The 14,472-nt window shown below is 72.9% G+C and carries 11 protein-coding genes; 3 read left to right on the top strand and 8 right to left on the bottom strand.

What is annotated here, in order from left to right:
• Window positions 1–10: 10 nt before the first annotated feature.
• Complete coding sequence (locus RGQ06_RS04325; protein ID WP_432429115.1) at window positions 11–3,244, top strand: glycoside hydrolase family 2 TIM barrel-domain containing protein; 3,234 nt, start codon at window positions 11–13, stop codon at window positions 3,242–3,244.
• A gap of 62 nt (window positions 3,245–3,306) precedes the next feature.
• On the opposite strand, the gene RGQ06_RS04320 is transcribed toward RGQ06_RS04325, so the two are convergent.
• The 6 genes from RGQ06_RS04320 to RGQ06_RS04295 all read right to left on the bottom strand — a co-directional run bounded on the left by RGQ06_RS04320 (window position 3,307) and on the right by RGQ06_RS04295 (window position 10,336).
• A complete protein-coding gene (locus RGQ06_RS04320) occupies window positions 3,307–4,488 on the bottom strand; it encodes a zinc-dependent alcohol dehydrogenase (RefSeq protein WP_432429116.1) in 1,182 nt (393 codons plus the stop codon).
• Between the two features lie 182 nt (window positions 4,489–4,670).
• Complete coding sequence (locus RGQ06_RS04315; RefSeq protein ID WP_432429117.1) at window positions 4,671–6,140, bottom strand: phytoene desaturase family protein; 1,470 nt, start codon at window positions 6,138–6,140, stop codon at window positions 4,671–4,673.
• A gap of 1 nt (window position 6,141) precedes the next feature.
• A complete protein-coding gene (locus tag RGQ06_RS04310; protein WP_432429118.1) occupies window positions 6,142–6,858 on the bottom strand; it encodes a carotenoid biosynthesis protein in 717 nt (238 codons plus the stop codon).
• Window positions 6,855–7,721, bottom strand: coding sequence for a phytoene/squalene synthase family protein (locus tag RGQ06_RS04305; protein ID WP_432429119.1), 867 nt, complete (start codon window positions 7,719–7,721; stop codon window positions 6,855–6,857). The genes RGQ06_RS04310 and RGQ06_RS04305 overlap by 4 nt, the downstream gene beginning before the upstream one ends.
• On the bottom strand, window positions 7,718–9,229 hold the full coding sequence (locus RGQ06_RS04300; protein WP_432429120.1) for a phytoene desaturase family protein: 1,512 nt from the start codon (window positions 9,227–9,229) through the stop codon (window positions 7,718–7,720). Before RGQ06_RS04300 ends, RGQ06_RS04305 begins: the two co-directional genes overlap by 4 nt.
• A 33-nt stretch (window positions 9,230–9,262) precedes the next feature.
• Window positions 9,263–10,336, bottom strand: coding sequence for a polyprenyl synthetase family protein (locus RGQ06_RS04295; protein ID WP_432429121.1), 1,074 nt, complete (start codon window positions 10,334–10,336; stop codon window positions 9,263–9,265).
• Between the two features lie 83 nt (window positions 10,337–10,419).
• On the opposite strand from RGQ06_RS04295, the gene RGQ06_RS04290 reads away from it, so the two are divergent.
• Window positions 10,420–11,598, top strand: coding sequence for a hypothetical protein (locus tag RGQ06_RS04290; protein WP_432429122.1), 1,179 nt, complete (start codon window positions 10,420–10,422; stop codon window positions 11,596–11,598).
• Window positions 11,599–11,614: 16 nt separating this feature from the next.
• Here RGQ06_RS04290 and RGQ06_RS04285 read toward each other — a convergent pair whose 3' ends face one another.
• Both RGQ06_RS04285 and xseA read right to left on the bottom strand, forming a co-directional pair.
• Window positions 11,615–11,848, bottom strand: coding sequence for an exodeoxyribonuclease VII small subunit (locus tag RGQ06_RS04285; protein ID WP_432429123.1), 234 nt, complete (start codon window positions 11,846–11,848; stop codon window positions 11,615–11,617).
• The gene (gene xseA, locus RGQ06_RS04280; protein WP_432429124.1) at window positions 11,845–13,182 is read right to left on the bottom strand and encodes an exodeoxyribonuclease VII large subunit; all 1,338 of its coding nucleotides are present in this window, start codon (window positions 13,180–13,182) and stop codon (window positions 11,845–11,847) included. The genes RGQ06_RS04285 and xseA overlap by 4 nt, the downstream gene beginning before the upstream one ends.
• 48 nt (window positions 13,183–13,230) lie before the next feature.
• Here xseA and RGQ06_RS04275 point away from each other — a divergent pair, with 48 nt between their 5' ends.
• Complete coding sequence (locus RGQ06_RS04275; RefSeq protein WP_432429125.1) at window positions 13,231–14,436, top strand: acetyl-CoA C-acetyltransferase; 1,206 nt, start codon at window positions 13,231–13,233, stop codon at window positions 14,434–14,436.
• The last annotated feature ends 36 nt before the right edge of the window (window positions 14,437–14,472 follow it).

Genomic DNA, 14,472 nt, shown 5'->3' with positions numbered 1-14,472 from the left:
GGTCGGCCTGATGGCGATGGACCCCGTGCACCCTCGCTCGCCCCTCGACGCGTTCGGCTCGCGCTCGTGGGCCCGGCCCGAGCAGGTGGCCGTGGGCCGCCTGCCGATGCGGGCCACGGCGTACCCGTACCCCGACGAGGACCTGGCCGCGGCCGGTGACCGGACCGCATCGCCGTGGTTCCGCTCCCTCGACGGCACCTGGGACTTCGCGCTGCGGGACCGCCCGGAGTCGGTGACCGCCGAGGACGTCGGCGTCGGCGGTGCGGGCGGTGGCTGGCTGCCGTTCGAGGTGCCGGGCTGCTGGACCATGCACCCGGAGGTGCCCGACCACCCGCACTACACGAACGTGCGGATGCCCTTCGACCTCGAGCCGCCCGAGGTCCCCGACGCCAACCCCACCGGCGTCCACCGGCGCACCTTCGACCTCCCCGAGGGCTGGGACGGTCGCCGGACCGTGCTGCACGTCGGCGGCGCCGAGAGCTGCCTCTACGTCTTCTGCAACGGCGAGCCGGTCGGCATGGGCAAGGACTCCCGGCTGCCCCAGGAGTTCGACCTCACGCCGTTCGTGCACCCCGGCGAGAACGCGCTGGCGCTGGTGGTGGTCCGCTGGTCCGACGGGAGCTGGCTCGAGGACCAGGACCACTGGTGGATGGCGGGCCTGCACCGCGAGGTCCACCTGTACTCCACCGCTCCCGTGCACCTCGCCGACGTGGCGGTCACCGCCGACCTCGACGAGGACCTGTCCACCGGCCTGCTCCAGGTGGACGTCCGGGTGGGCGGGTCGATCGCCGCCGGCTGGCACCTGGAGGCCACGGTGCTGGACGACGACGGCGCAGCCCTGCTGCGCCAGCCCCTCAGCGCGGATGTGGAGGTGTTCGACCGCAGCGACCCGCTGGCGGAGTCGATCAGCGCCTACCTGCACCGCGGGGTCACCCGGCTGCGCGAGCGCTTCGACGACGTCACGCCGTGGTCGTCGGAGAACCCCGTCCTGCACACCCTGGTGCTGTCGCTGATCGACCCGGACGGGAACGTGGTGGAGGCCACGTCGGTCCAGACCGGGTTCCGGCGGGTGGAGGTGGTCGACCGCGAGCTGCTGCTGAACGGGTACCCGGTGCTGATCCACGGCGTGAACCGCCACGACCACGACCCCGATCGGGGCAAGGCGGTCACCGAGGTCGGCATGTGGGACGACGTCGTGCTGATGAAGCAGCACAACGTGAACGCCGTGCGCACCGCGCACTACCCGAACGACCCTCGCTTCCTCGACGCCTGCGACGAGCTCGGCCTGTGGGTCGTGGACGAGGCCAACGTGGAGAGCCACGCCCGGCTCGCCAGCCTCTCGCTCGACCCCCGGTTCACGCCCGCGATCCTCGACCGGATCGTGCGGATGGTGATCCGAGACCGGAACCACCCGTCCGTCTTCGCCTTCTCGCTGGGCAACGAGTCCGGCGACGCCGCCGTGTTCGACGCGGCCGCGGCCTGGATCCGCCGGACCGACCCCAGCCGCGTCGTCCACTACGAGGGCGCCTGCCACCGCGCCTTCGCCGGCACCGACGACCCGGGCGATCCCGGTCCGGCCACCGATCTCGTGTGCCCCATGTACCCGTCGATCGACGCGATCCGCGCCTGGGCCGAGCGCACCGCCGACACCGACGAGCAGCGGCCACTGGTCATGTGCGAGTTCAGCCACGCGATGGGCAACTCCAACGGCAGCCTGGCCGACTACTGGGCGGTGATCGAGACCACCGACGGGCTGCAGGGCGGCTTCATCTGGGACTGGGCCGACCAGGGCCTGCGGGCCACCGATGAGCGCGGTGCCGAGTTCTGGGCCTACGGCGGCCACTTCGGCGACGAGCCCAACGACGCCACGTTCTGCTGCAACGGCCTGGTGTGGCCCGACCGCACCCCGAAGCCGGCGCTGCTCGAGTACGCCTACCTCACCGCACCGGTGCGGTTCCGGGCCAGCGACCTCAAGCGCGGCCGCATCGTCGTGATCAACATGCAGGACTGGCGCGACGTCGCCTGGCTGGGCGGCGAGTGGGACGTGCAGGTCGACGGCGAGGTCGTCGCGTCCGGCACGTTCGACCTCCCCGAGCTGCCCGGCGGGTTCGAGGCCACCGTCGAGATCGCGCTCCCCACGGTGGACGTGCCGCCCGGCGCCGAGGCCCACCTCGGTCTCCGCTGCATCGTCACCGAGGAGCAGCCGTGGGCGCAGGTGGGGCACCGGGTCGCCTGGCAGCAGTTCGACCTCCCCGAGGCCAAGCAGCACCCGGCGACGGCGTCGTCCACCGCCTCGACGGCCGAGCCGGTGGAGCTCGACGGCGATGCGGCGGTCGCCGGCGACGTGACGGTCCGCTGGGACCCGGACGCGGCGGCTCTGGTCGACGTCGTGCTCGACGGCCGCTCGCTGCTCGCCGGCCCGGTCACCGCCAGCCTGTGGCGAGCACCGACGGAGAACGACGGCCGCCGCCTCGACACCACCACGGTGCCGGGCGCGCTCGCCGGCTGGCTCGCCCTCGGCCTCGACCGCGTCGAACACGAGGCGCGCAAGGTCACCGCCCGGCGCCAGGCCGACGGGTCGGTCCAGGTCACGCTGCGGCGGCGCCTGCACCTGCCGGGCCTGGACAAGGCGATCGATCACCGCCAGCGCCTCCGCGTGCAGGGCGACGGCACCGTCCTCGTCGACGAGGAGCTGGCGCTGCCCCGGAGCCTGGACGACCTGCCCCGGATCGGCGCCCGCTTCGAGGTGCCCGCCACCTTCGACCTGCTCGAGTGGTACGGGCGAGGCCCCCTCGAGTCCTACGTCGACCGGGAGAGCAGCGAGCAGCTCGGTCGGTGGCGCAGCCCGGTCGCCGACCAGTACGTGCCCTACGTCCTGCCCCAGGAGCACGGCCACCACACCGACACCCGGTGGTTCGTCCTCGCCGACGGCGACCCCGCCGACGGTGGGTCGGGCCTGCTGGTGTCGTCGACCGACCGGCTCGAGCCGTTCGGGTTCAGCGCCCGCCACCACCACGACGCCGACCTCTACGCGGCGACCACCACGGCCGAGCTGCAGCTGAGTCCCACGATCGAGGTCCACGTGGACCTCATCAACCGTGGCCTCGGCACCGGCGCCTGCGGTCCGGACACGCTGGCGCCCTACCAGGTCACCGGTGGGCCCGCTCGCTGGAGCTGGGCCCTGCGCCCGGTGCGCCCCGGCGACGATGTGGCCCTGTTGGCCCGCCGGATTCGAACGAGCTGAAAAGCCGTGGATCCCGACCACGGGTGGTCGGGATCCACGGGATGTCCGGGCGGGGGCGAGCGTCAGGGCTGGAAGACGACCTTGAAGACGCCGTCGCGCTTCTTCTGGAAGTCCTCGTACATCTGCGGGGCCTGCTCGAGCGGGACCCGGTGGGTGGCGAAGTCGTCCACGCCGAGCGGGTCGTCGTCGGTGAGCAGCGGCATGATGTCGTCGACCCAGCGCTTCACGTTGGCCTGGCCCATCCGCAGCTGGATCTGCTTGTCGAACATGTTCAGCATCGGCATGGGGTCGGCGGAGCCGCCGTAGACGCCGATGAGCGACACGGTGCCGCCGCGGCGGACCATCTCGAGCGCCGGGTACAGCGCGCCGAGGCGGTCGATGCCGGCGGTCTCCATGATCTTCCGGCCGAGCGCGTCGGGCAGGTACGACAGCATCTGGTGGGCGAGCTTGCCGACCGGTGCACCGTGGGCCTCCATGCCGACCGCGTCGATCACGGCGTCGGCGCCGCGACCCGAGGTCATCTCCTTGACGACCTCGGCGACGTCCTTGTGGTCACGGAGGTCGATGGTCTCCACCCCGCGTGCTGCGGCGCGGGCGAGGCGGCCGGGGACGAGGTCGATGCCGATGACCCGCTCGACGCCGAGGTGCTTGGCGATCCGGCACGCCATCTCGCCGATCGGCCCGAGGCCGAGCACGGCCAGGGTGCCGCCCTCCGGGGTGTCGGCGTAGGCGACGGCCTGCCACGCCGTGGGCAGCACGTCTGAGAGGAAGAGGAAGCGGTCGTCCGGCGGCCCCTCCGGCACGACGATCGGGCCGAAGTGGGCCTGGGGGACCCGCAGGTACTGGGCCTGCGCGCCGGGGACGCTGCCGTACAGGTCGGTGTAGCCGAAGAGGGCGGCGCCCATGCCCTGCTCGGTCACCTGCGTGGTCTCGCACTGGGTGTGCAGGCCCTCGCCGCACATGAAGCAGGAGCCGCAGGCGATCTGGAACGGGATCACGACCCGGTCTCCGGCCTTGATGTTCGAGACGCCGGAGCCGACCTCCCGGACGATGCCCATCGGCTCGTGGCCGAGGACGTCGCCGGCGTGCAGGTACGGCCCGAGCACCTCGTAGAGGTGCAGGTCGGAGCCGCACAGACCGGACGAGGTGATCTCGATGATCGCGTCCGTCGGCTCCTCGATCCTCGGGTCGGGGACGTCCTCGACTCGGACGTCTCGCTTGCCGTGCCAGGTGAGTGCGCGCATGGGTCCTCCCGTCGGGTGCTGGGGTGTCGCTACCCCCGGGCCGGGGGGCGCCATGCGCGTTCCCGGGAACTGGCAGTGCTGCTGTCGCGGCTGCGGCGTCAGATGCAGAGCTCGTTGCCCTCGAGGCCTGTCCCGGTGAACGCTCGCCGCCGATCGGCGACGAAGGTGCGGATGCGCTCGGTTCAGCGCCGATCCTTGCGGGGCGCCCCGAGGTCTGCGGCGCAGAGGCCGGCGGCGATGGCGCCGCTCATCGCCACGAGGGGCAGGCCGCCGCCGGGGTGGCTGCTGCCGCCGCAGAGGTAGAGCCGGTCGAGCGGTCCCCGGTTGCCCGGGCGGAGGAACGCCGCGGCCCGACCGTTGGACGACGTGCCGTAGATCGCGCCGCCCGGGGTGCGGAAGCGGGACTCGATGTCGGCCGGGCTGATCTGCTCGTGGTGCACGATGCGACCCGACAGGTCCCAGCCCCGCTCGGCCATCACGTCGAGCAGGTGGTCGCCGTAGCCGGGCATGTCGCCGGCGCCCTCGGGTGCGTTGACGAGCACGAACCAGCTCTCGTGCCCGGCCGGCGCCTGCGCCGGGTCGGTGACGGACGCGGCGCAGACGTAGACGGAGGGGTCGGTGGCCGGGACCCCGGCGTCGAAGAGCTGGTCGAACTCCGTCTCGTAGTCGGCCGAGAACGACAGGTTGTGGTGGGCCAGGTCCGGGGTCTCGCCCTCGACGCCGAGCAGGAGCACGAAGCCCGAGGACGATCGGGGCGCGGCCTCGGCCCGCCGCCGGCGCAGTCGGTGGGGGAGCAGGTCGCGGTACAGGTGGAGGGCGTCGACGTTGGCGACCACCGCATCGGCGGCCACGTGCTCCCCGCTGGCCAGGCGCACGCCGGTGGCCGCTCCGTCCCGGCGCTCGATCTCCTCGACGTCGACGCCGGTGCGGATCTCCACGCCGGCGCCGGCGGCCAGCTCCACCAGCGCGTCGGCCAGCCGGCCGAGCCCGCCGTCGACGTACCAGCCGCCCAACGACTGCTCGATGTGGGCGATGCAGGCGAGCGTCGCCGGCGCCCGGAACGGGGACGACCCGGAGTAGGTGGCGTAGCGGTCCACGTACTGCACCAGGCGGGGGTCGGAGAACGAGGCCGACGCCCGGGTGTGCAGCGATCGGAGCGGGTCGATGGCCAGCAGGTCGCGGGGCGAGCGCATCCGGCCGAGCAGCTCGAGGGGGGAGGACATGGCCCCGGCGAAGAACGTGCGCTCCGACACCTCCCACACCTCGCGTGCATGCGCCATGAAGGACTGCCACTCCTCGCCGCTGCCCGGCGAGAGCGCGTCGGCTGCCGCGACCGCGTCGTCGAGGTCGGCCCGGTGGTCGAACGTGGTGCCGTCGGCGAAGCGGTAGCGGCAGATCGGGTCCAGCCGGCGGAGGGCGACGAGGTCGTCGAGCGAGCGACCGGCGGCGGCGGCGAGGTCGCGGAACACTCCGGGCAGCGTCAGCAGGGACGGGCCGGTCTCCCACGTGAACCCGGCGGCGGTGTGCTCGGCCAGCTTCCCGCCGGCGCGATCCAGCCGCTCGAGGACGACCACGTCGTGGCCGGCCGCGGCGAGGTGGATCGACGCGGCGAGGCCGCCCACGCCGGCGCCGACGACCACGACCGAGGCCACGTCAGCGCGCCCGCATCCAGGCCAGTGCGGTGATCGCACCCATGCCCACACCGCCGACCAGGCCCACCCAGGGACGCCCGAAGAACACGACGAAGCCGATGGTGCTCATGACCGCCCACCACGTGTAGAGCCAACGCAGGCCCGGCGACGGTGGCCGGGCCGGGCGGATGATCTCGACGACGGCCAGCACGACCAGCCCGGTGAGCAGCCAGCCCCCGTAGTTGGACAGCGGGATGCCCTGGTAGGCGCCGTCGACGGCCCACTCCCAGTAGCCGGCTTCGACCATCTGGGGGTCGAGGAACAGATCCCACGCCGTCAGCCCGAGCGCGCCGACGACGACGGCCACGATCCGGGAGCCGACGTGGTGCCCGACCTCCAGCGCGGTGGCGCCCATGGCGAACCACGCCAGCGGGACGATCACCGGAACCCCGCCGACCGTGGGCTGGAGGGCGCCGGTGTAGTCGTACTCCCCGAACGGGAAGCCGGTGGCCGTGCCCAGCTTCTCGACGGCGAGGGTGGCGGCCACCACGAACGCGGCGGCACCGAGGGCCCGGGCCAGACCCCAGCGGGCGACGGTGATGACGAGGACCGTGAGGAAGAAGGCGACGACCACCAGGGACGAGAGCCACTCGAGGGTGGCGTCGTCGTCGGTGAGGGGGATGCCGATCTGGAGGAGCGCCAGCGCGGCGAACGGCGCCCACGCGAGGCGCGAGGTCATCGACCGAGGAGCAGCGCCCGTCCGGCGATGGTCACCTTCTGCCACGTGGGCACCCTGGCACGTGCGTGGAACACGTCGAGCCCCTGGGCCTCGATCTGGTCGAGGATGCGGGCGTAGAGGGTGCGGGCGGCGCGGATGGATCGTCCGGAGCGGCCGGGCAGGAGGGCGATGCCGGTGTCCGCCACGGCGTACAGCTGCCGGGCCCGCTCGATCTCGAAGCGCATCAGCGCCTGGAACTCGGGCGTCGCCGTCCGGGTCTCGAAGGCCGACTCGGCACCGAAGCGGCGGATGTCCTCCTGGGGGACGTAGACGCGCGACCGGTCGAGGTCCTCATCGATGTCGCGCAGGAAGTTGGTGAGCTGGAAGGCGTTGCCGAGCTCACGCGCCGGCGCGAGCGCGGCCGGGTCGGTCGGCTCGAGGATCGGGAGCATCATCTCGCCGATCACTGCCGCCGAGCCATCCATGTAGTCGAGCAGGTCATCCCAGGTCTCGTAGGTCTCGACGGTGAGGTCCATGGCCATCGAGCGCAGGAACCGGCGCACGCAGTCGGGGTCGATGCGGAACGCCCGCACCGTGTGGACCATCGCCTTCAGCACGAGGTCGTCGCTGTCGCCGGCCTCGAGGTCCTCGAAGAAGCGGTCGCCGAAGTCGGCCAGCGCCTTGGCCCGCACGTCGGTGGCCACGTCGCCGAGGTCGTCGACGATGTCGTCGGCGTGGCGGCAGAACCCGTAGAGGGCGTGGACGTGGTGCCGCTTGACGACCGGCAGCACCGTGGTGGCCCAGTAGTAGGTGGTGCCGTTGCGCTTGTTCAGCGCCTTGGAGTGCGCGTAGCTCTGCTCGAGCGTGATGGGCGTGGTGCTCATCGGCTCTCGAGCTGGTCGACCCGCTCGGCGGCGAGCTTGCCGGAGATCAGCACCATCGGCACCCCGACGCCGGGCAGCGTCCCGGACCCGACGAACACGAGGCCGGGGGCGTGCTTGGTGACGTTGTTGGGCCGGAACGGGCCGGTCTGGAGGAACTTGTGGGACAGGGCGAACGGCGTGCCGCGCTCCATGCCCTGGCGCTCCCAGTCGGTGGGGTCGACGAAGGCCTCGACCTCGATGTCGGCGGCGCTGACCGGGTAGCCCATGGCGCCGAGGCGGCGCTGGAGCGAATCGTGCAGCCGGTCCCGCTCGCGGGTCCAGTCGATCGTGCCGTCCAGGTTCGGGACGGGTTCGAGCACGTAGAGGGAGTTGCGGGTTGCCCCGTCGCCCCGGTCGGGCACCAGCGACGGCTCGTCGAGGCTGTGGACGGTGACGAGGATCGACGGGTCGCCCATCAGCGTCCCCCGCTTCAGCAGGTCCTCGAACGCGCCGTCCCACTCCTGGCCGAAGTGGATGTTGTGGTGCGCCGTCCGTTCTGGCAGCGCTCCCGTCACACCGACGTGCCAGAGGGCGCAGCTGGGGGAGTAGTGGCCGTGGCGCACGTTGAAGGGCTGCTTCAGCCCGGGGAGCAGGGTGCGGTAGGCGACGGGGAGGTCGGGGTTGCACACGACGGCGTCGGCCTCGAGCAGCTCGGTGGTGCCGTCGGGGTTGGTGACGTGGACGCCACGGACCTGTCCGCTGGTGCCCTCGGCCAGCACGATGCGGTCGACCTCGACGCCGTAGCGGAGCTCGGTGCCGGCCTTCTCCAGCGCTGCGGCGAGCCCGGCGGGGACGGCGTGCATCCCGCCCTCGGGGAAGTACACGCCCTCGATGGAGTCCATGTAGGTGATGACGCAGTAGATGGCCAGCGCCTCGTAGGGGGCGAGGCCGGCGTACATGGACTGGAAGCCGAAGATCTTCTGCAGCCGGTGGTCGTCGAAGTACGACGCCACCTTCTTGCCGAGCTTGCCGAAGCCGCCGAGGCGGACCAGATCGAGCGCCGGCTTGAGCGGCCAGGCCAGGTCGAGCGGCGAGTCGAAGTTGGCGTCGATGAAGTGGTCGCGCTCGAGCACGTACAGCTCGCGGAGCCAGTCGGCGAAGCGGCCGAACTGCCGGGCGGCCTCGGGGCCGACGACCTCGCGGATCTCCTGGGTCATGCGGTCGCGGCCGTGCCACACCCGCAGCTCGGAGCCGTCGTGGTACGTGGCCCGGTACATCGGATCGACCGGCTTCAGGGTGACGAAGTCGTCCATCTCGGACCCGAGCGCCTCGAATGCGGACCGCAGCAGGTCGGGCATCGTGAACACGGTGGGGCCCGTGTCGAAGCGGTAGCCGCCGAGCTCCAGCAGGCCGTTGCGCCCACCCGGGACGACGGCCTTCTCCAGCACGAGCACGTCGTGGCCGCGCCCGCGCAGATGTGCTGCGGCCGACAGGCCACCCAGTCCGGCACCGACGACGATGGTTCGCACGTCAGGTCTCCGGAGCCGGACGGCGTCTGGATGTCATGTCTCCCGCCAGGCGACGAAGTGGGCCAGGTCGACGAGCGCGGTCCGGGCCTCTTCGATGATGTCGGCCTCCTGGATGGCGGCGATGGCGCTGGCGGACAGCTGCGCGATCTGGGCCTCGATCTCGTCGAGGGCCCCCGTGTCCCGCAGGGTCGCCTGGATGGCCGAGACCTCGTCGTCGGTGAGGTCCGGCTCGCCGATGCGGGCGAGCACGTCCCGCTGGCCGGCGTCGGCCGCGCCGCTGGCGGCGGCGAGCAGGGGGGTGGGCTTGCCCTCGCGCAGGTCGTCGCCCACCGGCTTGCCGATGACGGTGCCCTCGCCGAACGCGCCGAGGATGTCGTCGCGCAGCTGGAAGGCCTCCCCGAGCGGGTCGCCGTAGGCGGACAGCACCGGTCCGAGCTCGGCGTAGCGGCCGGCCAGGGCCGCCCCGACGTGGAGCGGGCGCTCGATCGTGTACTTGCCGGACTTGTACCGGGCGATCCGGCGGGCGCCCTCGGGATCGGTGTCGCCCCGGGCCGTGCCGAGGATGTCGAGGTACTGGCCGACGTTGAGCTCGATGCGCAGCTCGTCCCAGACGTCGAGGACCTCGCGGTGGGCATCGCGCAGCAGCAGGTCGGCGTAGACGTGGGCGAGGTCGCCGATGAGGATGGCCACGCCCTCGCCGAAGCGACGGCCCTCCCCGCGCCACACCTCCAGCTGGTGGCGGTCCGCGAAGGCCAGGTGGGCGGTGCGGAACCCCCGGCGGGTGGCGGAGCCGTCCATGACGTCGTCGTGCACGAGGGCGAAGGCCTGGAGCAGCTCGAAGGCAGCCCCGGCGTCGACGACGATGGGGTCGTCGGGGTCGCCGCCGGCGCCGACGAAGCCCCAGAAGCAGAAGGCGGGACGGAGGCGCTTGCCTCCGGCCATGACGAGCGAGCGCAGGGCGTCGAGCGGCTCGACGAGGTCGCTGGTGAGCGCGGACCAGCGCGCCACCTCGGCGTCGAGCAGCGCGGTGAGCCTGACCTCGACGACATCGGCCACGTGCAGGAGGCTCGGCGGCGTCGGGACGGCACTGCGGGTCGGTTGGGGCATGGTGCCCCGAGCCTACGGCGCTGCTGGTCGACGGTGCCCTCGCGCTGCCGACCGCCTCCGGCCCGGCTGGCATGCTGGCCGCCATGGCTCGGGGGACCCGCATCCACCCGCTGGTGCCGGCCCTGCTCGCGGTGGTCGTCGTCGGCGTGCTGGTTCTGGTCGTGGCGCGCTCGACCGCCGGTGACGACGGCGCCGCGCCGCCGACCTCGGCACCACCGAGCACGACCACGGTGGCGCCGACGACGTCCACCACCGCCGCCCCGGTCCAGCGGGTCCCGGTGGACGCGCTGCTGGCGCCCCCACCCGAGGTGGACCCGCCGCAGTCGTACCGGATCACCTACGAGGTGGTGGAGAACGGTCTGGCCCGGACCGAGGAGTGGACGGTGCGGCGCCCCTACGAGTCCCTGGTGGTGTCCCGGCGCGGCGAGCTCGTGATCTCGGGCACGTCGACCTCGCGACGCCGCCTGCAGCAGTACCTCTCCGACGAGGAGGGGTGGTTGCCGATCCAGCCCGAGCTGCACCGCGCCGCCTACGACCAGCACCCCGCCGCGGCGGTCGGCGCCATGCGGTCGCTGGGCCTGGTCGAGGTCCGCGGCGAACAGGAGCACCTCGGCCGCACCTGCACCGTGTACCGCACGGGCCAGCCGCCGAGTGCGGGGCTGGCCACCGCCCCCAGCGACGGCGAGCACACCGACGTCTGCATCGACGCCGCCGGCCTCGTCCTCCACGAGCGGTGGGAGATCGGCGGCGGCGTGGTCGTCGAGCGCACCGCGACCGCGCTCGAGCTCGATCCGGAGATCGACGGCGCCTCGTTCGAGCCCGGTCCGGTCGTGGACGAGGAGGAGGCGCTCTCCCGGCTCTTCACCACCATCGCGGTGGAGGCCGACGCCGAGACCCTGGAGCGCCTGGAGACCTCGCTCCCGGTGCCTCCCGGCTACGTCGACGACGGGGCAGTGTTCCGCGCGGCCGGTGGCGGGACGGCCGGGGGCGCATCGGCGCCGGGCAGCGCGGAGATCGTGCGCTTCTACTCGTCCGGCCCGGCGCTGCTCGAGGTGGCCGAGGTGTTCGTCGACGGTGATGCCGACCTGGCGTCGGGTGCGGCCGTGCCGGTCGACATCGACGGGTTCGGCGAGGTGTGGTTCGAGCCGGGGTTCCGGAGCTCGTCGCTGCGGGCCCGCACCGGCGACTCGTCCTACGTCGACCTGCGCCACCACGACGTGGCGTTCCTGTTCGACGTCCTCCGCTCGCTCGAACCCGCCTGAGGGCGGTGGTGCAGCTTCAGGAGGGGTCGTCGTCGACCAGGTCGGCGGTGGCGTCCTCGACGGCGGTGCGGGCGGCCAGGATGCGGCCCCGGCACCAGTCGATGAGCTGCGCCGCCCGCCGGACCCGCTCGGCCAGGACGTCGACGTCCACGTCCACGTCCTCGATCTCCCGGAGGATGGACTCCAGCTCGGTGACCGCCTCGCCGTAGCCGGCGGGCTCCCGGTCGTCAGGGGCGTCGGTCGAGCTCATGGCCCGCCATCGTGGTCGACGCGCTCGACGCGGACGTGGAGGGTGCCGTCGCCGACCCGCACCGACAGGACGTCCCCGACCGCCACGTCGTCGACGGAGCGGACGATGCCGCGATCGTCGCGCCGGGCGATCGACCACCCGCGGGACAGCACGTGCACGGGGTCGAGCAGATCGGCTCGGGTCGCCAGCACCTCCAGGCGGGAGGCGGCGTCGTCGACGCGCCGGCGGGAGGTGGCGACGAGCCGGCGGGCGGCCTCGTCCAACCGGCGGTCAGCGCCGTCGAGCACTGAGGTCGCGCTCCGTGCGAGGCGGACGGCGGCGTCGTCGATGCGGCCCTGCTCGCGGTGGGCCGCGGTGCGCGCCGCGAGCGCAGCGCGGCCCCGGGACCGGTCCAGGTGGGCGTCGGCCCGGTCGAGCACCTGGGTCGCCCGGACCGCGACCCGCTGCCAGGCGTGCTCGGCCCGCTCCAGCGCGCCGGCCACCAGCCCGACGACGTGCTGGGCGGCCGCCGTGGGGGTCTTGGCCGCGGTGTGGGCGACGGCGTCGGCGACCGAGCGGTCGACCTCGTGGCCGATGCCGGTGATGACCGGCTTCCCGGCGGCGGCGATGGCCCGGGCCACGAGCTCGCTGTCGAAGGCGGCCAGGTCGGTCGCCGCCCCACCACCGCGCGCCACCAAGACCACGTCGACCCGGGTGCGGGCCAGGCCGGTGATGGCGCCGGCGACCGCCCCCGGCGCCTCCGGGCCCTGGACCCGGACGTCGGCGCGGGTGATCTCGAACGCGAACCCGGATCGGCGCAGCTCGTCGAGCACGTCTGCCTCCGCCGCGCTCCCGGCCGAGGTCACCAGCCCGATCCGCAGCGGCGCGAGCGCGAGCGGCACGAGGGAGTTGGCGTCGACGAGGCCCTCGGCGCGGAGCCGGTCGAGCAGCTCGGCACGGGCGGCAGCCAGCTGGCCGAGCGTGAAGGCGGGGTCGATCGAGGTCATCTGCAGCTGCAGCTGGCCCCGGGGGCCGTACCAGTCGAGCCGGCCCCGGATCCGCACCTCGGTGCCGTCGGTCATCCGGACCCGGTCCCCGCCCCGGAGCAGCAGCCGGTTGACGCGGACGCGGTTCGTCGACGAGAGCATCACCGACAGCTGGGCGGTGACGTCTCCGTCGGCGTCGCGGAGGGTGAAGTACACGTGGTTCGAGCGAGCCCGGGTGAGGTCGTGGATCTCGCCCCGCACCCACACCTCGCCGGGGAAGGCGGCGCGCAACCGGTCGCCGATCGCCTCGGACAGCTCGCCGACGGACCAGGTCGTGGTCCCCGGCGCAGCATCGGGTGAGTCGGCCACGGCTCCGACGGTACTGTCGGCGGCCGTTCCCGAGCCGAGGAGGGCCCCATGCCCGAAGCAGTCATCGTCGCCACGTCCCGCACGCCGATCGGTCGTGCCAACAAGGGGTCCCTCGCCGAGGCCCGCCCCGACGACATGACGGCCTTCATCCTGAAGGACGTCCTCTCGAAGGTGCCGTCGCTGGACCCGACGCTGGTCGAGGACATCATGCTCGGCTGCGGCCAGCCCGCCGGCGAGGCCGGCTACAACCTGGCTCGCGTCGCCGCCGTGCTCGCCGGGCTCGACGACGTCCCCGGCGTGACCGTCAATCGCTACTGCTCCTCGTCGCTGCAGACCATCCGCATGGCCGCCCACGCCATCCGGGCCGGTGAGGGCGACGTCTTCATCGCCGCCGGCGTCGAGGCCGTGTCCCGCTACATGAACGGCGCATCCGACGTCGGCCCGCACCACGAGGCCTTCGCCGAGGCCGAGGCCCGCACCGCCGAGCGCGCCCAGGGCGGCGCCGAGACCTGGACGCCCCCCTCCGGCCTGCCCGACATCTACATCGCCATGGGCCAGACCGCCGAGAACGTGGTCCAGGCCGAGGGCGTGTCCCGCCAGGAGATGGACGAGTGGGGTGCCCGCTCCCAGCAGCGTGCCGTCGAGAGCCAGGAGAACGGCTTCTTCGAGCGCGAGATCACGCCCTACACCCTCCCCGACGGCACGGTCGTCTCCAAGGACGACGGTCCTCGTGCCGGCACCACGGTCGAGAAGCTGGCCGAGCTGAAGCCGGTGTTCCGCCCCGACGGCTCGATCACCGCCGGCAACGCGTGCCCGCTCAACGACGGCGCCGCCGCCGTCATCGTCATGAGCGACACCAAGGCCAAGGAGCTGGGCATCACCCCGCTGGCCCGCATCGTGTCCTCCGGGGTCACCGGCCTCAACCCCGAGATCATGGGCATGGGCCCGGTCGGGGCCGTCCGCCAGGCCCTGGGCCGGGCGAACATGACCATCGACGACATCGACCTGTACGAGATCAACGAGGCCTTCGCCGCCCAGGTGCTGCCCTCGGCCCGGCACCTCGGCATGGACCTGGACAAGCTGAACGTCAAGGGCGGCTCGATCGCCCTCGGCCACCCCTTCGGCATGACCGGCGCCCGCATCATGACCACGCTGCTCAACGCCCTCCAGGACGAGGACAAGGAGTTCGGCCTCGAGACGATGTGCGTCGGCGGTGGCCAGGGCATGGCCATGGTGGTCCAGCGCCTCAGCTGAGCCGCCCCCCATTCCCCTGCGGGGGCATGGTCAGAA

The sequence above is a fragment of the Salinilacustrithrix flava genome (assembly GCF_041228405.1).
Lineage (GTDB): Bacteria > Actinomycetota > Acidimicrobiia > Acidimicrobiales > Salinilacustritrichaceae > Salinilacustrithrix > Salinilacustrithrix flava.
The sequence above is the reverse complement of the archived record's forward strand: the minus strand, read 5'-3'. Positions and strand labels throughout refer to the sequence as shown.